This window comes from Mesorhizobium sp. WSM4821 (assembly GCF_055901555.1).
In genome coordinates this window covers 3,034,537-3,053,723 of the sequence record NZ_CM148371.1, presented here as the reverse complement: position 1 = coordinate 3,053,723, position 19,187 = coordinate 3,034,537, and the positions used below count along the sequence as shown (strand labels likewise).

Annotated in this window: 17 protein-coding genes; 5 read left to right on the top strand and 12 right to left on the bottom strand. The window is 61.3% G+C overall.

The features are described 5' to 3' along the window. Positions 1 to 116 precede the first annotated feature (116 nt). Positions 117 to 2,999, top strand: a complete 2,883-nt coding sequence (locus AC0NID_RS14735; protein WP_473458055.1) for an ATP-binding protein — start codon at positions 117 to 119, stop codon at positions 2,997 to 2,999. Positions 3,000 to 3,005: 6 nt separating this feature from the next. Here AC0NID_RS14735 and AC0NID_RS14730 read toward each other — a convergent pair whose 3' ends face one another. The 5 genes from AC0NID_RS14730 to AC0NID_RS14710 all read right to left on the bottom strand — a co-directional run bounded on the left by AC0NID_RS14730 (position 3,006) and on the right by AC0NID_RS14710 (position 8,638). Further along, positions 3,006 to 3,311, bottom strand: a complete 306-nt coding sequence (locus AC0NID_RS14730; protein WP_473458054.1) for a putative quinol monooxygenase — start codon at positions 3,309 to 3,311, stop codon at positions 3,006 to 3,008. A gap of 19 nt (positions 3,312 to 3,330) precedes the next feature. Then, a complete protein-coding gene (locus AC0NID_RS14725) occupies positions 3,331 to 4,086 on the bottom strand; it encodes an alpha/beta fold hydrolase (protein WP_473458053.1) in 756 nt (251 codons plus the stop codon). A 64-nt stretch (positions 4,087 to 4,150) separates the two neighbouring features. Then, positions 4,151 to 4,927 (bottom strand): DJ-1/PfpI family protein, encoded by a 777-nt coding sequence (locus tag AC0NID_RS14720; protein WP_473522330.1) that lies wholly within the window; start codon positions 4,925 to 4,927, stop codon positions 4,151 to 4,153. A 162-nt stretch (positions 4,928 to 5,089) separates the two neighbouring features. Continuing rightward, positions 5,090 to 6,247 (bottom strand): MFS transporter, encoded by a 1,158-nt coding sequence (locus tag AC0NID_RS14715; protein WP_473458051.1) that lies wholly within the window; start codon positions 6,245 to 6,247, stop codon positions 5,090 to 5,092. 1,668 nt (positions 6,248 to 7,915) lie between these two features. Beyond that, the gene (locus AC0NID_RS14710; RefSeq protein WP_473458050.1) at positions 7,916 to 8,638 is read right to left on the bottom strand and encodes a hypothetical protein; all 723 of its coding nucleotides are present in this window, start codon (positions 8,636 to 8,638) and stop codon (positions 7,916 to 7,918) included. Between the two features lie 149 nt (positions 8,639 to 8,787). Here AC0NID_RS14710 and AC0NID_RS14705 point away from each other — a divergent pair, with 149 nt between their 5' ends. Further along, the gene (locus tag AC0NID_RS14705) at positions 8,788 to 9,024 is read left to right on the top strand and encodes a helix-turn-helix domain-containing protein (RefSeq protein WP_208760111.1); all 237 of its coding nucleotides are present in this window, start codon (positions 8,788 to 8,790) and stop codon (positions 9,022 to 9,024) included. Between the two features lie 169 nt (positions 9,025 to 9,193). Here AC0NID_RS14705 and AC0NID_RS14700 read toward each other — a convergent pair whose 3' ends face one another. After that, positions 9,194 to 10,114, bottom strand: a complete 921-nt coding sequence (locus AC0NID_RS14700) for a LysR family transcriptional regulator (RefSeq protein ID WP_473458049.1) — start codon at positions 10,112 to 10,114, stop codon at positions 9,194 to 9,196. A gap of 123 nt (positions 10,115 to 10,237) precedes the next feature. Between AC0NID_RS14700 and AC0NID_RS14695 the strand changes: the two genes are divergently transcribed. Further along, positions 10,238 to 10,663, top strand: a complete 426-nt coding sequence (locus AC0NID_RS14695; protein ID WP_473458047.1) for a RidA family protein — start codon at positions 10,238 to 10,240, stop codon at positions 10,661 to 10,663. A 178-nt stretch (positions 10,664 to 10,841) separates the two neighbouring features. On the opposite strand, the gene AC0NID_RS14690 is transcribed toward AC0NID_RS14695, so the two are convergent. Together AC0NID_RS14690 and traA are read right to left on the bottom strand one after the other, a co-directional pair. Next, positions 10,842 to 11,057, bottom strand: coding sequence for a helix-turn-helix transcriptional regulator (locus AC0NID_RS14690; RefSeq protein WP_473458045.1), 216 nt, complete (start codon positions 11,055 to 11,057; stop codon positions 10,842 to 10,844). Between the two features lie 132 nt (positions 11,058 to 11,189). Beyond that, positions 11,190 to 14,174 (bottom strand): Ti-type conjugative transfer relaxase TraA, encoded by a 2,985-nt coding sequence (gene traA / locus AC0NID_RS14685; protein ID WP_473458043.1) that lies wholly within the window; start codon positions 14,172 to 14,174, stop codon positions 11,190 to 11,192. Positions 14,175 to 14,346: 172 nt separating this feature from the next. On the opposite strand from traA, the gene AC0NID_RS14680 reads away from it, so the two are divergent. Both AC0NID_RS14680 and AC0NID_RS14675 read left to right on the top strand, forming a co-directional pair. Next, the gene (locus AC0NID_RS14680) at positions 14,347 to 14,673 is read left to right on the top strand and encodes a conjugal transfer protein TraD (RefSeq protein WP_473458042.1); all 327 of its coding nucleotides are present in this window, start codon (positions 14,347 to 14,349) and stop codon (positions 14,671 to 14,673) included. 1 nt (position 14,674) lies between these two features. After that, positions 14,675 to 14,923 (top strand): conjugal transfer protein TraD, encoded by a 249-nt coding sequence (locus AC0NID_RS14675; protein WP_473458040.1) that lies wholly within the window; start codon positions 14,675 to 14,677, stop codon positions 14,921 to 14,923. Positions 14,924 to 15,062: 139 nt separating this feature from the next. On the opposite strand, the gene AC0NID_RS14670 is transcribed toward AC0NID_RS14675, so the two are convergent. Genes AC0NID_RS14670 through AC0NID_RS14655 form a run of 4 tightly spaced genes read right to left on the bottom strand, consistent with a single transcriptional unit; the run spans position 15,063 to position 19,162 of the window. Continuing rightward, a complete protein-coding gene (locus tag AC0NID_RS14670) occupies positions 15,063 to 15,806 on the bottom strand; it encodes an amino acid ABC transporter ATP-binding protein (protein ID WP_473458039.1) in 744 nt (247 codons plus the stop codon). Positions 15,807 to 15,861: 55 nt separating this feature from the next. Further along, positions 15,862 to 16,950 (bottom strand): amino acid ABC transporter permease, encoded by a 1,089-nt coding sequence (locus tag AC0NID_RS14665; protein WP_473458038.1) that lies wholly within the window; start codon positions 16,948 to 16,950, stop codon positions 15,862 to 15,864. A 2-nt stretch (positions 16,951 to 16,952) separates the two neighbouring features. Further along, complete coding sequence (locus AC0NID_RS14660; protein WP_473458037.1) at positions 16,953 to 18,068, bottom strand: amino acid ABC transporter permease; 1,116 nt, start codon at positions 18,066 to 18,068, stop codon at positions 16,953 to 16,955. A gap of 59 nt (positions 18,069 to 18,127) precedes the next feature. Beyond that, the gene (locus AC0NID_RS14655; protein ID WP_473458035.1) at positions 18,128 to 19,162 is read right to left on the bottom strand and encodes a transporter substrate-binding domain-containing protein; all 1,035 of its coding nucleotides are present in this window, start codon (positions 19,160 to 19,162) and stop codon (positions 18,128 to 18,130) included. Positions 19,163 to 19,187: the final 25 nt, after the last annotated feature.

Genomic DNA, 19,187 nt, shown 5'->3' with positions numbered 1-19,187 from the left:
GCGGATGGCGCCGAGGTAAAAAGAGGTTAAATTCGATGGCATGCGAAAGCTCCCCAAGCTGAGCCTGGGGGCGCAACTCGGAACGGCAAGTTCATTACGGGGTCATTCGTGGGCGCATGGAACGATCCGGCAAACTAGACGGCAAGACGTATTGCTTCGGCGACTATCGGTTCATTCCAGACCGGCAACTGTTGACGCTGGGCGACAATCCGCTCCGGCTGGGAGCTCGGGCTCTCGATCTGCTCCACTTGCTCGTGATCCACGCGGGGGAAGTCGTGGGCAAGGATCAGTTGATGAGCTTCGTCTGGCCGGACACGTTCGTTCATGAAAGCAACCTGAAGGTCAACATCGCCGCGTTGCGTCGTGCTCTTCCCCGAACGGCGTCAGGATTATCCTGCATAGCCACAGTCAGCGGACGCGGCTACCGCTTCGTCGCGCCGCTGCGCGTCTATGGAGGAGAACAGCCACGGTTTTCTTCCAATCCTGCTGAAGCTCCTGTCCGGGAGCTGCCTAATCTCGCGGAGGTCATCGGCCGCGATGACGTTATTGCCGATCTCGCTACGAGGCTTCCTGAACGCCGGTTCCTGACGGTTGTCGGACCGGCGGGGGTTGGCAAGACGACCGTCGCCATCGCTTTGGCAAAACGCCTTCTCAACCGCTATCGGGACGGCGTTTGTTTCGTTGATCTCACAGCTATCGGCGACCCCCAGCTCGTGGACGCGACGATAGCAAGGTCGCTGGGCGTTGGCAGCAAATGGACGAATATGCTTGCCGGGATTGTTGAAGCACTGCGCGATCGCGAAATGCTGCTGGTGATCGACAACTGCGAGCACGTTCTCAGCACCGCTTCGGCGATTGGAGAACATTTGACCCTGGCGATTCCGGGCGTTCACATCCTTGCGACAAGCCGGGAACCGCTGCGGTCCCGGTCGGAGAATGTCTATCGCCTGTCTCCGCTCCCTTATCCGGACGAGCACGACATCGGCCGACAGAACGCCCTGGCATTTCCCTCCGTGGAGCTCTTCGTGAGAAGGGCACAGGAGACCTGCGGCTATCAATTCAACGATATGGATGCGCCTTCGGTGGCAGCCATATGTAGACGACTCGACGGCATCGCTCTTGCGATCGAGCTCGCGGCATCGAGGCTGCCCAGTTTGGAACCGGCAAGCCTGCGGCAGCTTCTCGAACAAAGTTTCGAGCCGCTCAGATCCAGTTCGGGAGCAACCCCGCCGCGACACCAGACCCTGTATGCGACCCTGGACTGGAGCTACCAGCTCCTCTCCAAGGATGAGGCTCGGCTCCTGCGCCTCCTATCGGTTTTTTCGGCGAGCTTCTCCCTCCCCGATGTCATCGGCGTGGCCGAGCACATCGGCCGAAGCATCGAGGATATCGCGGCATACACGGAAAGCCTCGCTGCGAAATCGCTTTTATCGGTCGCGTATGCCGCCGGCGCTCCGCGCTATCGCCTGCTCGACAACACGCGCAGCTTTGCGGCCGAGCGCCTGGACAGCAGTGGAGAAGCCGCCAACGCCCGATCCAGTCATGCCCGCTATCTTCTGCGGCTGTTCGAGCAGGCGGAAGCTGAGTGGCAATGGCAACCGAGAAGCGAATGGACCGCCTCCTACGAACCGCGGGCAAACGATCTGCGCAAGGCAATCGACTGGACCTTGGGCGATGGTGGCGAGCCCGAGGTCGGCGTGCGTCTGACCAGCGCTGCAATCCCCCTCTGGGATGAATTGTCGACCGTCGCCGAAAGCCGCCGGCGCGTCGAACGGGCGCTGCGATCGGTCGATGCCGTGTCGCGATCCGACCCCGCCGTAAGAATGAAGCTCATCGCCTCCTACGCTTCGGGCCTCAACTTCTCCGACCATTTCGGTCCCGAAGCCGATGCGGCGTGGATGGAAGCGAACCGGCTGGCGCGCGACATCGGCAATGTCGATTACCAGCTCCGCACCCTGTGGGGATTGGGCATACTGCAGAGCTTCACCGGACGGCACAGGCAGGCGATCGCGACGCTCGGGCAGTTCGCCAGGCTCGCCGATCGGGAAAACGAACGGCCGGCAGCGGCGGAGGGAGAGCGCGTCAGGCTAGCGGCGGTCTTCTACTGCGGCGACGTCCGCAGTGCCTATGATGACCTCAAAAAGCTTGCGCGCGAGCACGCGGCCACTGCAAAGCGATCGGGAGTCGCACGATTCCAGATGGACCGGTTCGTGTCCATTCGTGTGGCATTGGCGACGGCGGCCTGGGTAGCCGGCGAACGCAGCGAGGCAACGGCGGCGATCCAGGATGCACTCGGCCACAGCCTCGCGCTCGATCACTTTGTCTCACATTCCAACGCCCTTGCTCAGGCGGCCCTGCCTCTCGCCATTTGGTCCGGCGAGGCTGAAACCGCACGCCGGCATGTTGCGACGCTGGCCCATAATCTTGCCTCGCGCGATATCGCCATCTGGCGGCCCGTCTGCAATTTCTACGAAGGCGCCGTGAGGAGCATGGACGGCGACGGCGACGGCGTTGACACCATGCGCCTGGCGGTAGGGCAGCTCATCGACAACAATTTCCTCGTCCGGGTGCCCATCTATCTCGCCATCCTCGCGGAAACCGCCTTGCGTCAAGGGCGCATCGCGCTTGCCCGTGACAGCCTGAGCGCTGCCTTCGATCGTGCCGATCGGCAGGGCGAGTACTGGTCCCAGCCGGAACTGCTGCGCGTGCGCGGGCTGCTGCAGTGGTTGGACGGCGACTTGGCCGGCGCCTCGGAGACGTTCTTGCTGGCCATGGAGACCGCGAGGGAAAGCGGTGCGCTTTTCTTCCGCCTCCGGGCTGCGACGGCATTGGCGGAACTTTGGGCACAAACCAACCGGCACGCGGCCGCGGAAGAGCTGCTGTCTCCCGTCTGCGCCGAATTCGATGACGGACCGCCCTGCGCGAACGTGGAGAAGGCGCGTCAACTGCTCGGATCTATCAGGCGGCAAGAGACGGCCCAATGCGGTGACGCATCCTAGGCTACGCTAGCCATTCTTGTTGGCAACCAAGGCGGGCTCGAGGACAAAAGCGTTTCGTTCGGCGAGGTCGTTGATTTTCGACAGGTAGTTCTTGTAATGCGGCATCTCCCGGTGTGACGCCACTGCCGCGTTGTCGACATAGAGCTCGTCCAGCGCATAGCGGTCTGCCTTAGCCTGGTCCCGCCAGACGTCCCATCGCAGGTTTCCCGGCTCTGCCCTGCAGTCCGGCGCCATGCTGAACAGAAGCGCCTCAAGCTCTCCAGCCTTGCCAGGCCGGGCCAGAAACGTCGCCATGATCTTGATGTGGCTCATGATCGGTTCTCTCGGGCGGCTATTTCGCGCCGGCGGCGGTTGCTATGAAGGCAGCGACCTCCTGCGGATGGGACAACATCACGGCGTGGCTGCTCTCGATCTCCACGGTTGCGGCGCTGGCCCGCTTTGCGAAGGCCCGCTGGAATGTCGGCGGGATCATCATGTCCTTTGTGGTGACCATAAAATGCGACGGCTTGGCCTTCCACGCCACCTTGTCGATCGGAGTCTGCACCGCTTCCAAGCCCCACGGAACCTGGGCAACGGCCATGAAGCCGGTTACCGCCGGATCAACATCTGCTGCGAAAGCGGTCGGAAATCTTGACGGATCGACCAGCAGGTAGCCATCTTTCGGCGGCAGCAGGGGCGCTCCCGACTCGCCCGCAGGCACGGGTTGCTCAGCAAGCGATGCCACCGATTCCTTGGCGTCGGGCGCAAAGGCGGCAAGGTAGACCAGGCTCTGTACCTTCGGATTATCGCCTGCCTCGGTGATGACCATCCCGCCATAGGAATGGCCCACGAGGACGACCGGCTTGCTTGCCGCGGCGATCACACGATTGGTGGCTGCAACGTCGCCGCTAAGGCTGATCGTCGGGTTCTGGACGACCAGCACCTCGTACCCGTCGCCGGTCAGGATGTCGAACACTGCTTGCCAGCCGGAGCCGTCGACGAACGCGCCATGCACCAGGACGATCGAAACGGGCTTGTCGGCGGCAGCAGAGGCGGCTGAAGATGCGATAATTATGGCAGCGAGAAATCCCCAAATTGATCGTTTCATAATCGTCTCCATCTATTTCTGGTTTCACCTTGCATCTGGGCGGCGGAACCGGTGCGCCTGCCTGTCAAGCTCGCGTGCGGTTCCGGTTCAGCGCAGCGATCAGGGCGGCGGCGATCGGATGGTCTGAGCGCGGATTCTGGCCCGTGATCAGCTCACGGTCCTCGATCACATAGGGTTCGAAATCTGGGCCCACGGTCGTTTTCGCGCCTGCCAGGTCTAAAGTTTCTGGCATGTGGAAATAGAGCTTGCCGTGGAGGATGTTGTCCTCAATGGGTTTTTCCTCGCTGGCCGAATAGACTGTCATCTTGTAGCCGGCATATTGCCATCCCTTCGCAAGTTCGGCTGCGTTGGCGCGGTCGCCCTGAATCAGCGCCTCGCGAAATTCCTTCGCCCGAGGCAAGGCGGCGATAGCGACGATCGGGCCGTGGCAGAGCAGCGCTGTAGGCTTTCCGGCCGCATGGAAATGCCGAAGTATCTCGCCCGCGTCTGGATCCTGCATCAAATCGACAACCGGCCCCTGGCCTCCGGGGGCGAACACGCCAGCATAATTGTCCAACCCCTCATCAATGACAGACCGCAAGGTGCGGCCGGTGTTCGTCGAGGGATCGTTGGCGAAGAAATCCTTGCCACGCCGATACGCCGCCTCATCGCCGCCGAAATGCTGGACCGCATCGGACGCCGGGTCGATGTATGGCCTGGCGCCTGAGGGAGTGGCGAGCAAAACTTCATAACCCGCCCCGACAAGCGCCATCATCGGCACAACTGTTTCGTTGAGATACTGTCCCGTCGGTCCCGTGCCGCCCCCCTTAATTTCGATACGTGTGGCGTTCGAGCCCAGCACCACCACTTTTCCCTTGCTCATGAAGCCTCCCGATCTTTCGCAGCGGATGGCGGATCCAAGCCAGCCATCCTGAGACTCCGGAAACGATAGCGCGGGGACTGCAAGACGGCTGGTTAAAAGAGGTAAAACCAACGGGGGTGACGGCCAGAATTGCCCTACGTGCTACGCGGACGCTTCGGCTTTCCGGATCGGATAAGGCCCCAGGAAAAGAACCGTTGCCGCGCCACCGATGAGCAGCAGCGCACAGGCTTGGAGGATTCCCGAATAGGTGCCCGTGCTGTCGAACGCGTAACCGAACAGGCTAGGCCCTACGAAAGCGCCCACCACGAAGATGCCATACAGGGTGGCGTAGGTCGTGGCGTAGCTCCGCATTCCGAGATAGCGGGCAACCAGATACGCCATCAGGTCGAATTCCACTCCGGATGTGAGGCCGAGCAATAGAATGGCGATGCAGGCCATGGAGAAGCTCACATGGTCTAGCGAAAGGATGAGGCATGAGACCGCGCCCAACGTCAATATTACGGTGCCCACCGCAGGCGCCCAGAAGCGATCGACCAGAATGCCGCCAAGCAATCGGCCGGCCACGGCCGCTATTCCGACGAGCGCGGCGAGTTGGACGACTTCGCTAGCTGATAGGCGCAGCGAGCGAAGTATGTTCTCGATGTTGGGCAGTGGCGCGGCGATGGCGAGCGACATCGGGATAAAGACAATCGCCAGGAGCCAAAAATAGCGGGAGCGGAAAGCCTCACGAGCGGTCATGCCTTCCGAAGCCTCGCTTATCGCCGGCCCCGCGCCGACATTCCTGCTTCGCAGCCCGGCAAAGCCCCAGAGAACCATCGGGCACGCGATGAGCACCGGCATTGCGCCCACCACGAGTATTGCGACGCGCCATCCGCCCGTCTCGATCAACAACTGGGCCAGTGGTTTTACGACGAAGGCGAACAGGCCCGCGCCGGACAACACGATGCCAAGGGCAAGACCTCGGCGCTCCTCGAACGCGCTATTGATCACTCGCGTGAAAACGACCGGGGTCGCTCCCAACCCGAAGATCGCGATAGCCAGCCAAGAGAGATAATATTGTCCGATCGAGCCGTTCGATGCCGCTAGCGTCATGTAGCTCAGGCCCAGGCACGGCAAGGAGACCGATGCCACCAGACGCGCGCCGAATCTGTCGATCAATGTCGCGAAAAACGGACCAACGATCAGAACCGAACCGGCCAGTAACGACAAACCGCCAAAGATCGTCGCGAACGACCAGCCAAACTCTTCCGCAAAGATCGGCGCAAAGACGCCGATCGTGTAGAACGGAATGGCAGGCATGCCCAAAGCTGTTCCGAGCAGCCCAGCCAGAACCAGCCGCCAGCCGTTCCTGAACTCGGCGAAATCCGTTCTTCTCAGTGACGCATTTCCTTTTGTCGGATCGGCAGTTCGGTAATCAATCGTTGTGCAATGCACCATACGCAGCGTATCGGAGTCTGCAACCGACGCAAGCCCCCAGACAATCGCAACGGCTTCGTCGGAGGCATCAGCCTGTCGAAAGATGCTGCCTCAGCAACGTTCGCTTTCAGGATGCGATTGCTTATGGGTCAATGATCGGGATGAGGCGCAAAGCTGCCATTCGGTATAAGATAAATGCGGTCAAGCGAATGGCTGGATCAGCTTCTTGAATCAATTTGGGCGAACCGCTTCGTAACCAGTTGACAAAACGATTATGTTAGTCTCTGAGGGTCGCTATTTTCAACAGGAAATCAATACGTTGGCGGATGGTTCGCCAAGCCGTTTCCTTCGTATTCACTCGTATGGTCTGGCGAACCTAAGGACCAGGAGGAGGACTAGTTTTCGCGGTCTCAGTCTTGTCACACACATGAACGCTATGTTGACCATGACGGGTACGAGCGCGCTGAAAGTCAGCGAGATTTTCGGACATCGCACGCTACGAAGCCCGCATCCCTTCCAATGCGTTGCGCACCCCTTTTGGTCAATCTCGGTAGGTCCAATCGGCAATGGCAGCGATCTGCCTGAATACGCCATCAACGCCGTTGACCGTGGGGTCGGCGCGTTCAAGCCAATTGTCGCCCCACGCAATCCATTCAGCACGCTCCGCCCCTCCCGACCTCATGTTCCTTCAAAATTTCGATGATCTGCTCTTCAGAGAAGCTGCTACGTTCATGTCCTGGTCCTCTCGATGGGCCAGAACGGACTTCAAACCGGATTAGATCAGAGGGGCAAGGTCACACCATACGCAGGGAGGAGCGCGATTGATGCTGCGATCATTGCAGGTTTCTGGTAGTACACGACTGGCGACCATAGCAATCGCAGGCATCAAGCGAGTGAACTTTCCTCTCTCGGGACGGAGGGTCGTTGGCTGCCGATCGACAATAGTTTGACGCGGAAAAGTGGCATTAGGTCATTGAGTGGTTCCCAACCCGACAGTCGAGAGCCAAGTTCGCAATTGGTTAGGCGAGGCACCATCCCGACCCGCGAAGCCAACAACGCCCCGGCCTTGACAGGCTGGCTTCGACCCGGCGTGCTCTCGACAAGCAGCCCACCAGACATAATCTCCCCCTATCCGGAAGAGCCTGGACGAGCCTTCCCGGACGCTGCTTCCACTTTAGAACCGGGCGAACCCGCTTGAAGATAGGTGAATACCCGAAACCAGAATCGGAACTCCTGTGTCCGCCGTCGCAATGCGCCGAGAAGGCGCACCAGGCGATTGCGGTCGCGGCTGTCTTTCCCCACAGAACTTTCGCTGCCTCTGCAGCTTCAGGCACGGCCCACTTCTCCAGGGCGGCGTCGCGGCTGAAGGCGTCCAGCAGATCGGCATCGACAACCGAATGCTGAGATGCCGCAAGAGCGTCCGGTGCTGGCAACTCCCTGGCGGCTGAATGCTGACGAACGGCAGACGCTTCGCTGCAAGTTGAGAGGTTCTCGGCTGAGGCCGGAGGTTGGGTTGGATGGATCTTCATAGCTCGCCTCCTTCTTCGTCGTTCAGGCGCGGAAACAGCAGCCAGCCCGCCGCCTGCGGAGCTTGGGACGCTGCTTGTCGTGAAAGTGAAAGACCTGTTCCGGCATCGTCTGCTGGGTGATACGCACCAGATCGTTGAGCGCCGAGCGGATTTGTGGCCAAGGAAACTCGGAGCATTCCTCCCAGGCCTCGCCCTCGCGCAACACGGCATCGAGCTTGCCCGCCACACCGGCAAGAGTCGTGGCAGGCGACGTCGAGAGCGCTTCCAGCAGATCCTCTGCCCTATCGCCAGCCTCGCGCTCGGCCCTGAGCGCTCCGGCATAACCGATCTCCTCGGCAGCCACATCCCAGCGCGCCTGATGCGCCGCTAAATCAGCTTCGGCCCTCTGGCGGAGCGCCGCAATATCCGGCCCCTTGCCGAGCACTTCGTTTAGCGCTTCAATCGAGAGGATCGTCACGTCCTCACCCTCGGGCAGTCGGACAGTCACGCAGGGATAATCGACGCTCTCGACAAGCCTCGTCTCCAAGCGCTGCTGCCTGCGGCAAAGCCGCTCGGTCAGCTTGTGGGCTGTCTCCCATTCCCCCCAGAGCGCCAGCGCAGGGTCGGGCGGTATATTCGTTGCCGCTTCATTGCCGACAAGTGCGCTTTTCTCAAGCACTAAGGCGGTGGACGTGATCATCCCTCCCGCAAGCACTCGCCTGCGAGTGACGAAAGGCAGAGTCGTGGTATTGTCGGAATCACCCATGATCCGAGCTCCAATCAGCTTGGGTTGTGGTCAGGCTGCTGTGGGTGGTTGCACACCGACAGCAGCCGCTTTCAAGCGAAAAATCGTATCAGAGGTACGATATTGAAGATGCGGCGATGGATCAACAAAAATCGTACCACGGTTACGAAATGAATGCAGTTCAATGCAAGATGGCACGTGTCGCATTGGGCTGGGGGACTCGAGAGCTAGCCCTAAAAGCGAATGTATCTCCCGATACCATCGCGCGGTTAGAAAGAGGCGAGCAGTTAAAGAATTCAACCATCGCTGCAATTCGTACGGTGTTCGAAGCGGCCGGGATCGAATTCATTCCGGAGAACGGTGGCGGCGCTGGTGTTCGCTTGTCACAGCGTTCCGCTGGCGCATGACAATGGGCTTTTTGACCCCGCCGCACATGTGCGGCTAGCAGCCCAAATCGGCGAGATTGAACGCCTCATTTGGGCCGACGAACGAACCCAATTCGGTCGTTCAACGAGCCCGGCCAAATGGCCAAAAGCGGTCAGCCCTGTTGAGAAGGCGTAGGTGCGCCCAGGGCTCTCACAAATCCGTCGTTTTCCCGCTTTGCGCCAGACGTTGAACGAGCAGATCAATGAGCATTCGGACCTTCGAGGGCATATGGCGACGATCTGGATAGAGCGCGTATACCGGTAGCGGTTCACCTTGATACTCTGCCAGAAGGGGGACCAACCTTCCCGCTTCGAGATCGGCCGCCACAATTGCGCTTGGCAGACTGGCAATGCCGAGTCCCGCAATCGCTGCGGCACGCAGGCCATCGGCGCTATCCATGACCATTCTCGCTTGCGCATGTCTAACTTTCACCAGTTCATCACCGGCCTGAAGCGACCAGGCCATTAAGTGCCCGTCGCGGCCAAATGCCAGATGATCATGTTCGTTTAGCATTTCGGGGTTGTCTGGCTTGCCGCGTTTGGAGAGGTAGGACGGCGCGGCGCACAGGACTCCATCGATCCGATCAATGACGCGGCTCACAAGGCCGGTGCTGAATTCAAGTCCCCCTATGCGAACCGCGAGATCATAGCCGCCGCCAACGAGGTCACTGATGCGATCGGAAAATGTCACCTCTGCCCTGATCTCTGGCCATCGGAGGAGGTATTCCTGCAGAACCGGCAAGATGCGTAGCCGGCCATAGGCATCAGGAACGGACAGTTTTATCGTGCCACGGGGCTTTTGCTCACGGTGCCGGACTGCCGCCTCTGCTTCTTCCAGTTCTGCCAGCAGCGAAACGCAGCGTTCGTAGAAAAGCAGGCCGTCCGAAGTGGGCGAAACTCGGCGCGTACTTCGGTTAAGCAACCTTGCGCCAAGACGCTCTTCCAGCCTGATAACGGCCTTCCCCACAGCCGATCGCGTTATGCGCAGCGCTCGCCCAGCCGTCGTGAAATCGCCAGCGTCCACCACAGCGATAAACGCCCGGATGGCTCCGATATCGAGTTCGTCTCGCAACAGGCACCCCGTCCACAGTGTGGGGACACACATTCCCCAATAGATCGCTTATATCGCGAACTGTAGCGCCAGAACACCTCCCGTTCCTAGTCGCGCGTCAAGCAAACACGATGGAGAATAGCTATGTCCGCCATGTCCCCTCTCGATATCGCCCCGGTGGTTCGTCACAACCCTTCAACGATGTGGGACTCGACCACGAACGGTCACTCACAAATCAGCGTCGCCCAGGCAAGGCAGTTGGCCTACCTGTCGGGGCAGATTGCATCCCCGCTCGACGGCTCGGCGGTGCCAGAGACAGTAGGTGGCCAAGCGGAGCTCATTGCCAATAGCTTGAAGGCTGCCCTCCAAGAACTAGGCGCCTCGACAGACGACATCGTTATGCTCCGCATCTATGTTGTCGATGGCACAACAGAGCGCTTTCTCGAGGCCTATGCACCGATCCAAGCGATGCTTGCCGGAACAATGCCGAGTCTCACCGTGTTGGGGGTGCAGTCCCTCTTTACCCCAATGTTGCAACTCGAAGTGGAGATGGTTGTCCGCGTCCCATGACGAAGACAGGTTAGAGCCTCGGAGGTCGGGGCCCAGCCATGGCTGCTTTCAGGAGGACCTGAACGAGCCATGCGACGGCTGAAATTGTGCGCGAAGCGGCCATATCGCGGCAGTCCTTGGTGGATTGGGCCATTTTCGCACTACCACGACTACTTGCACTTCGGCCCAGGCCGCGCGATCAGTCCTCGAAGTCGAACTCGCTTTTTGGCTGCCAGGAGATGGGATCAGTGATCCATCTGTTGATGTCGGATTCATGCCAGCCCGCACCATTGACGCTGATCCTGATCTGGGCCGGGAAGGTGCCCTCGGCGATCTTGCGGTAGATGGTGGACCGCGACAGCCCGGTCCGAACAAGGACGGTTTTGAGCCGAATGATACGGTCTGGTTCGCGCATGGCTGGCCTGCCTCTTGTTGGCCGTTTCTGACAACTGTCGAGACCACACAGGGCGAAGCGATACGGACGCGCAAGAGGGATCGCTGCCGCGTCGTAGGGTGACGTGGAAACGGCGGTAAATCGGACGGGGGTCTAGAGTCCGAGGCCCCGGCCCCGCCCGAGGTCGATGCCGTGATTGAAGGCGAGTTCGCGACCAAGGCTGTCGCCTGATTCGAACGCGATGCCGAGGTCCTGCTTGCGGCCGGCAAGGATGGATTCAAGCTGCGGATCGCGTTCGAGACTTTTGGCCATGTCGCCCATCGCCGACCGGGTTGCCTTGTAGCCGGCCATGTCGCCGTCCTGATACTGCCGATCGCAGGTCTGGTCGAGCTTTTGCCAGCGCGCCACGAAGCGATCGGCGCGGCGCTGCGGATCGGTGCGGATTTCAGTTTCGAGCTGGAGAGCGCGAATGGCGCGGTTGACCTTGCCCGATCCAGCCTCGCGGGCAAGGCTCTCGTCCTTGGCGTAAGCGGCTTCGGCATCTCGCCAGCCATGCGGCCGCAGATGATCGAACTCCCTGCGGGCATCGACCAGTTCATTCCATTCTCCGGGGCTTGCCTTGCGGCCGGCATCGTCCGCATCGAAGATCACGCCGAGGGCACGGGCATGGCGGATGAGCGCCTGCGTGCGGGCGCGGCGCAATTCTTCCTCGGCGTCATTCGCGATCTCTCTTTCCGCAATGTTCGCTTCGCGGCCGGCTTCGATCCCGACGCTTTCCCTTTCCGGCCGCTCGGTGGCGGCGTGACCGGGCGGTGCGCTCTCTGCCGGCAGGCTCCGGCCGTCGAGAATGATGCGCCGCTGGTCCGGCTCGGCCTTCAGATCGATTTCCGCAACGTGCGCGTTCACGGCGATGCCGCGTTGTTCTGCGTAGTCCTGCGCCGGATCGCGTTGTTCGTAATCCGACGCCATGTCCTTGGCCCGGTCGCGCGACAGCGTGTTCACCAGCCGGTCCTCGTTGGCGAAGTCGTCGCGGCCGTAATGCAGGTCCATGCCGTCACGGTGCCGTGACAGCGCGACATAGCTGCCATGGGCGTCCAGGCCAGGCGTCGCCAGCACATGGGTGTGGTCCACGGTCATGCCCTGAGCCTTGTGGATGGTCGCCGCATAGCCATGGTCGATGCGGTCGTAGTCCTTGAGGTCGAAGCACACGGAGCGGCCGTCGTCGGTGCGCACCGACATCGATTGCGTGCTGACCTCTTCGATGGCGCCGAGCGTGCCGTTCTTCACGCCAAGCCCGCGTTCGTTTTGCAGGAACATGACGCGGTCCCCGCTGGCGAAGCTGCGTTCGCCGCGCTCGACCGTGATTTGCACATCATCACCAAGATCACCCGCAGCCCGCATCCGTTCGCGTGCGGCTTCGTTGAGCGCACGCACCTCGTCATTGGTGTGGGTGAGGATGATGCGGCTTTCGTCGGGCGCTTCCTGCCGGTCGCGGTCCCATCGGTCGACCAGGTCGTCACGTGCCTGTTCGCGCGTCTGGGTCTCATGCACCATGTCGTGACTGTCATAGGCGCGGATCGCTTCGCCGGTCCTGCCGGTTGCCAGATCGCGCGTGGCGTCCCGCTGCCAGCCTTCGCGCTGGCGGCGCACGGTTTCGATTTCTGCGCCGCCATGACGGTCGTGGATCGAGCGGAAGGCCGCGCCCGCCTCGATTGCCTGCAACTGCTGCGGATCGCCGACCAGCACGACCTTGGCTCCGGCCTCGGCAGCATGGGACAGCACCCGCTCCAACTGGCGCGTGCCGACCATGCCCGCCTCGTCGACCACCAGAATGTCGTGCGTGGTGAGCAGATCCCGGTCCTGTCCCCAGCCATGTTCCATGCTGGCGATGGTGCGCGAGGCGATGCCCGATCCGCTTTCGAGATTTTCCGCCGCGATGCCGGAAAGTGCAGCGCCCCTGACCTGATAGCCGGCCGCTTCCCATGCCTCCCGCGCCACGCCCAGCATGGCGCTCTTGCCGGTTCCGGCATAGCCGACGACGATGCCCAGGTCGCGCCCCTCCGTGATCTGCGCCAGCGCATCGGCCTGCTCGTTGGACAGGGACAGTCCGCGCTGTTCGGCGCGAGCAAGCGCTGCCTCTCTGTCCCTGTCGCTGACCTCATGGCGTTCCCTCTCGGCCATCAGTTCGGCGGCACGGTGCAGACGCTGTTCGGCCTCGATCATGTCGCGTGTGGTGAAGCGATCTTCGCCGCGAGAATCCTTGCCGAGTTCGACCAGATCGGGCGCGTTTCCTATTGCATCCATCACTTCGTTGAACTGATCGATCCCGTCGCTGTGCCGGTGCGCGAACCTTGCCATGTCGCGGCGCGTGAACGTCGATTGCTGATGCGTGATCGCATCCAGCGCCAGCTCGGGATCAGCGATGATGCGTTCACCATTGCCGCGCGCGATCTCGCGGTGCAACTCGGCGCGGTCGGCTTCGCTCCGCTGATCCTCGATCCGATGCGCAGGCGCGCCGATCTCGCTTTGCGGCTCAAGCGCGATGCCCTGCGCTTCATGGCTGCGATGGTCGATGCACGCGTCTATGTCGAGTTCGGCCATGCGCTCATTGGCAAGTTCGGCCCAACGTTCGCGCCAGCGTTCGACCATTTCCGTGCGGTTCCAGTCCCGCACCTTCTGGCCGAAGCCATTTTCGTCCACCGCGCGCATGGTCAGCATGACATGGGCATGGGGCTTGGGCATGCCGTCCTCTGCCCTGTCCCAATGCACATTGAGATCGGCAATCATGCCCTGCTCCACGAATTCGGCCTGCACGAAGTCGCGGGCAAGCTCGATGCCTTGGCGCACGCTCATCTCGCGCGGCAGGGCGAATTCGACCTCGCGGGCAAGCTGCGCATCCTTCCTGACCTCGAACGCCTCGACATCGTTCCACAGCCGTTCGCGGTCACTCCATGCTTCGGGCGCATTGTCCGGCAGCATCACTTCGGAATGGACGACGCCGCGCTTGGCGGAGAAATCCTGGACACGGTCAATGCGCTCGTCGCGCAGCCGCGAGGCCGAACGGTAGGCAGCGGAGGCCACCGCGCTGGAGCCGGACGTGCGGCCAATGACCTTGACGTGAAGATGATAGATCGCCATCGCGACCGGATCATTTGCACGACAAAGCCCACGTCGGCACGACGTATAAGCGCCCCCTCCCTCGAAAAAATCTCGGGAGCGACCAGCCCGTCCCGAGCCGTCCCGGCAACCCTGGAGCCTTCGGCAAAGTGCTCACCTATCATCATTGCCTCGACAACTCATGGAGACAACGATGCGCAAGCCACGCGATTTTGATGCGGAACTGAAGGCGCTGGAGGACAGGGCGCGCGAACTGAAGACCCGCAAGGTGCAGCAGCTTGGCGAACTGGTGATCGCCACTGGAGCCGATGCGCTCAACGCCGAGGAACTGGCGGGTGCGCTGATCGTGCTGGCGGAGACCAAGGAAGCCGGAAAGCGGGAGGCATGGGCGAAGCGCGGTGCGACGTTTTTCCAGAGCCGTTCGCGGCGATCTGCTTCGGCATCTGGCCGCAACGCTCGCAGCGCTCCGGCGCAACCGGGCGGCCCGCAATCGCCATCAGGCGGCACGGGCGCGGCATGACATGCGCGATTGGCAGGTCGAGCGCCGCAAGCGCACGCGGCACCTGATCGAACTCGGTGGGCTCGTCGTCAAGGCCGGGATCGTGGACCTGACCCGCGATGATCGTGCCACCATCTACGGCGCGCTGCTCTGGATGGCCGACAAGCTCCAGAGCGAGGACGGCAAACGTGCGCGCGGCGTCTGGACAAAGCTGGGGAAGATGGCGTTCGAGGCGGAAAGGAAAGAAGAGATGCCTACCGTCAAACGATAAGAGACGTTTAACCAGCGCCTTGGGCTGGCGGAATGCGCGCCCAACGGAAGAGCTGTTCAAACACAGCGAGGTCTTGAGGTTGGTGACCTCCGACACAAGCAGGCCACAGCCCTAGGCGACACTAAGCGCGACAAGCTAGCTAATGCAGGATCTGGGCCAGAAATAGCTTGCTGCGCTCATGGTGCGGGCTCGAGAAGAACTCGGCCGGTGTGTTGATCTCGACGATTTCACCCTGGTCCATGAAGACGACACGGTCGGCCACCTGTCGGGCAAAGCCCATCTCGTGGCTAACACACAGCATGGTCATGCCCTCTTCGGCCAGCGAAATGATGGTGTCGAGCACTTCCTTGACCATTTCAGGGTCGAGCGCCGAGGTGGGCTCGTCGAACAGCATGATCTTCGGACTCATGCAAAGCGAGCGCGCGATGGCCACCCGCTGCTGCTGGCCGCCGGAAAGCTGCCCGGGATATTTGTACGCCTGATCCGGGATCTTCACGCGATCGAGATAGTGCATGGCGACCTGCTCGGCTTCCTTGCGCCGCATCTTGCGCACCCAGATCGGCGCCAGTGTCAGGTTTTCCAAAATGGTCAGGTGCGGGAACAGATTGAAGTGCTGGAACACCATGCCGACGTCGCGGCGGATTTCATCGATCTTCTTCAGGTCGCCGGTCAGTTCAATACCATCCACGACGATGCGGCCCTGCTGGTGCTCTTCCAGTCTGTTGATGCAGCGGATCATGGTCGATTTGCCTGAACCAGACGGTCCGCAGATCACCAGTTTTTCACCGCGTTGGATGGTGAGATCGATATTTTTCAATACGTGGAAGGCCCCGTACCACTTGTTCACGCCGACCATCTCGACGGCGGTGGGATCGTTTGTCATGGGCAGGGATGGAACGTGCCGAATGGCAGATACGGAAGTCGACATTGCAGCATTCCTAGTGAGCGGCCGGGCCCCGCCGCTCCAGGAAATCGGCGAAGCGGGCGAAGGAGAAGGACAACGCAAAGAAGATCGCGCCAATGAAGAGAAATGTCTCGGCGGCTGGCGACGGCCATTCGGGGTCGGCCAGTGCAGCCTTGCCTGAACTGATCAGGTCGAACAGCCCAATGACCAGGACAAGGCTCGTGTTTTTAATCATAACGATGATGGTGTTGGCGAGCGCAGGGATCACCACCCGGATGGCTTGCGGCAGGATGACGAGACGTTGTGTGCGCCAAAAGGGCAGGCCGAGCGACGCTGCTGCCTCATACTGCCCGTTCGGGATGGCCTGCAGGCCGCCGCGGATCACTTCGGCGAGATAGGCAGCCGCGAAGATGGTGAGCGCGACAAGCGCGCGCACAAACTTGTCGGGCAGCAGCGCCTCGGGCAAGAACAGCGGCATCATGATTGACGCCACGAACAGGATGGACAGCAATGGCAGTCCACGCACGGATTCGATCAGCAACACCGCGCCGACCCGGACGGCCGGCAGGGTCGAGCGCCTTGCCAGCGCCAGCAGGATGCCGACCGGAAAGGCGATGCCGATGGCGACGACGGTCAAGATCAGTGTCACCGGCAGGCCGCCCCAGGTTGAAGTCGGCACTTCGGCCAGTCCAAAGCCTCCCCCCATCAGCCAGAAGATCAAAGCGAACGCCGCCACCCAGAGCGCCAGCAGTCGTGACGTCCAGCTCGTCGGACGCACCGACCAGCCGAGTAGCGCCAGAATGAGCAGGCAAACAATGGCTGGTCGCCAGCGTTCGTCGAACGGATAGATGCCGAACAGAAGTTGGCCGGATTTGGCATAAATGAAGCTCCAGCAGGCGCCAGTGGCTGCTCGGCAGGCATTCGGGTCGGGGTCGAAGAGCACCGCATCGATCACCAGCCAGCGCAGCATGGTCGGCACGGTGACGAACAGCAGCGCGCCGAACAGCAGCGTGAGCGCGGCGTTGAGCGGTGTGCCGAACAACAGCTTGGCGGGGCGCCGCAGGCCGGCGAACCGGAGATGGTCCGGCGTTGCCTTGGAGCACATGGGAAGAGACATGGCCATGGTCACCGCTCCACGATGGCGATGCGGCGGTTGTACCAGTTGGCCGCGCTCGACAGGGTAAGATTAAGGGCGAGATAGGCGCCGAGGATGATGAACACGCCTTCGATCGAGTGGCTGGACTTGCTGATGATGGTATTCATCACCGCGAGGAAGTCCGGGTAGCCGACGGCGATCGCCAGCGTCGAATTCTTGACGACATTGATGTACTGGCTATTGAGCGGCGGGACGATCACCCGCAGCATCTGTGGAATGACGACCAGCCGCAGGATCTTGCCACGTGGCAGGCCGAGCGAATGGCCGGCGTCCCACTGGCCGCGGCCGACCGACAGAACACCGCCGCGTACGATCTCGGCCACGAAACCGGTGGTGTAGATCGTGAGGCCGACGAGGATGGTGCTGAGCTCGGGCGTCAGTTCACTGCCGCCCCGGAAGTTCGAACCCGTGAAGACCGGGAAATCGACAGCGAAGCGAATATCGGCGAGCCAGAGTCCCACGACTCCGGCAGCCAGAATCGCCGGCACAACCAAACGCGGCAGGCGACCACTCCGGGCGAGACCGTAGCTGAGCGCGGCGAGTGTCAGGGCGAACAGGATGATCAGTGCGCCTGTCATGCCGATGTCGATGCCGAAGGCCGGCACGACGACGCCGCGCATGGATGCGTAAACACCGGGCAGCGGATTCAGCGCTTCGCCGACCGGCGGCAGCACCTTCCACCACAACGAATAGAGGAAAATCAAAAGGACGATCGGCGGTGAGTTGCGGGCTATTTCAACCCAGACCCGGCAGGTACCCGCGGCTAGGGGATTGCTGCTCAGCCGGGTGATGCCGACGACGAGGCCAAGGAGAGAGGAAAAGAAGATGACAAGAGCGGAAATGAAGACCGTGTTGGCCAGCCCGACAACGATCGCCCAATAGTAGGGATCGCGCGATTTATAGGTGAGGATGGCCTCGGAAATGATGATCCTGGACGGCATCGTCAGGAAATCGAAGCCAATCGGGATACCGCGCGCCCTTAGATTGGCGAAGGTGGTGGAGACCAGCAGCGCAGCGAAAGCGATGACAGCCGTCACCAACACGCCTTGAATGATGATCGATCTGGTCTTGGCGTCGCTCAGCATACCGGCCTCGGTTCATCGATTAAGGGGAAGGGCGCGCTCGGCACGCGCCCGACCAAGGCTCAATCCCATGGGAAGGGATAGTTCAGACCGCCGTCTTTCCACAGCGCATTCATGCCGCGTTCGACCTTAAGCGGGCTGTCCCTGCCCAGGTTCCGGTCCCAGATTTCGGCATAGTTGCCCATCTGCTTGATGACGTTGTAGACCCATTTGTCGTCCAGCCCGAGCGGCGCGCCAAAGCCGGGCTCTTCGCCAAGCACCCGTTTGATCTCCGAATCGCCCGCAGCGAGCCTTTCATCGATGTTCTGCGCGGTGATGCCGTTGGCTTCGGCCCAGAACAGGGCGTTCATCGTCCAGCGCACCACGTCGAAGAGCTGGTCGTCGCCGCGCGCGACAGCCACGCCATTGGGCTCAGCGGCGTGGCCGACCTTGAGGATGTCGTAGTCCTCCGGATTCTTGGCCACCGAGGCACGCTGGCCTGCCGCGGCGGTGCCGTCGGTTACGTAGGAGTCGCAACGACCACCGAAGAAAGCGTCACGCGCCTGAATGGTCGAGTCGTAGTAGACCTTCTTCATGGAAATCCCGAATTCCTCCTCGGTTTCCTCAATGGCCTTTTCGGTCAGCGAGCCGCCGCCCTGCAGGCAGACGGTCTTGCCGTCGAGCAGTTTCGGCTCAGTGATATTGTCGGCCTTGCGCACCAGCACACCGTCCGTGTCGTAGAGGTTGATCCAGACGAAACGGACAACCGTATCCCGTGAAAACGTGATGGTGGATGTGCGCGATAGAATGTCGATCTCGCCCGTCTGCAGTGCCGGGAAACGTTGCCCGGCATTGAGGGGCACATAGCGGATCTTATCCTTGTCGCCGAGGATAGCGACCGCGAACGCGCGGCAGATGTCGGAATCGAAGCCGCGATAATAGCCTTTCTCGTCCGGACGCGAGAGACCTGGCACGCCTTGGCTGGCGCCGCAGCTCACATAAGCGCGCTCCTTGATCTTGTTGACGACGGCCTGCGCCGATACCTCGCCGACGCCGGTGGCCAGACCTACTAGCCCGATCGCGATACCGGTGATCCATTTCAAACTTCTGGTTTTCATCGTTATTCCCCTTGTTTGTTGAGTT

Excerpts from the sequence above, each read along its gene's own strand:
- AC0NID_RS14735 (WP_473458055.1), top strand. The coding sequence starts at position 117 with ATGGAACGATCCGGCAAACTAGACGGCAAGACGTATTGCTTCGGCGAC.
- AC0NID_RS14730 (WP_473458054.1), bottom strand. The coding sequence starts at position 3,311 with ATGAGCCACATCAAGATCATGGCGACGTTTCTGGCCCGGCCTGGCAAG.
- AC0NID_RS14725 (WP_473458053.1), bottom strand. The coding sequence starts at position 4,086 with ATGAAACGATCAATTTGGGGATTTCTCGCTGCCATAATTATCGCATCT.
- AC0NID_RS14715 (WP_473458051.1), bottom strand. The coding sequence starts at position 6,247 with ATGCCTGCCATTCCGTTCTACACGATCGGCGTCTTTGCGCCGATCTTT.
- AC0NID_RS14710 (WP_473458050.1), bottom strand. The coding sequence starts at position 8,638 with ATGGGTGATTCCGACAATACCACGACTCTGCCTTTCGTCACTCGCAGG.
- AC0NID_RS14705 (WP_208760111.1), top strand. The coding sequence starts at position 8,788 with ATGAATGCAGTTCAATGCAAGATGGCACGTGTCGCATTGGGCTGGGGG.
- AC0NID_RS14695 (WP_473458047.1), top strand. The coding sequence starts at position 10,238 with ATGTCCGCCATGTCCCCTCTCGATATCGCCCCGGTGGTTCGTCACAAC.
- AC0NID_RS14690 (WP_473458045.1), bottom strand. The coding sequence starts at position 11,057 with ATGCGCGAACCAGACCGTATCATTCGGCTCAAAACCGTCCTTGTTCGG.
- traA (WP_473458043.1), bottom strand. The coding sequence starts at position 14,174 with ATGGCGATCTATCATCTTCACGTCAAGGTCATTGGCCGCACGTCCGGC.
- AC0NID_RS14680 (WP_473458042.1), top strand. The coding sequence starts at position 14,347 with ATGCGCAAGCCACGCGATTTTGATGCGGAACTGAAGGCGCTGGAGGAC.
- AC0NID_RS14675 (WP_473458040.1), top strand. The coding sequence starts at position 14,675 with ATGCGCGATTGGCAGGTCGAGCGCCGCAAGCGCACGCGGCACCTGATC.
- AC0NID_RS14670 (WP_473458039.1), bottom strand. The coding sequence starts at position 15,806 with ATGACAAACGATCCCACCGCCGTCGAGATGGTCGGCGTGAACAAGTGG.
- AC0NID_RS14665 (WP_473458038.1), bottom strand. The coding sequence starts at position 16,950 with ATGGCCATGTCTCTTCCCATGTGCTCCAAGGCAACGCCGGACCATCTC.
- AC0NID_RS14660 (WP_473458037.1), bottom strand. The coding sequence starts at position 18,068 with ATGCTGAGCGACGCCAAGACCAGATCGATCATCATTCAAGGCGTGTTG.
- AC0NID_RS14655 (WP_473458035.1), bottom strand. The coding sequence starts at position 19,162 with ATGAAAACCAGAAGTTTGAAATGGATCACCGGTATCGCGATCGGGCTA.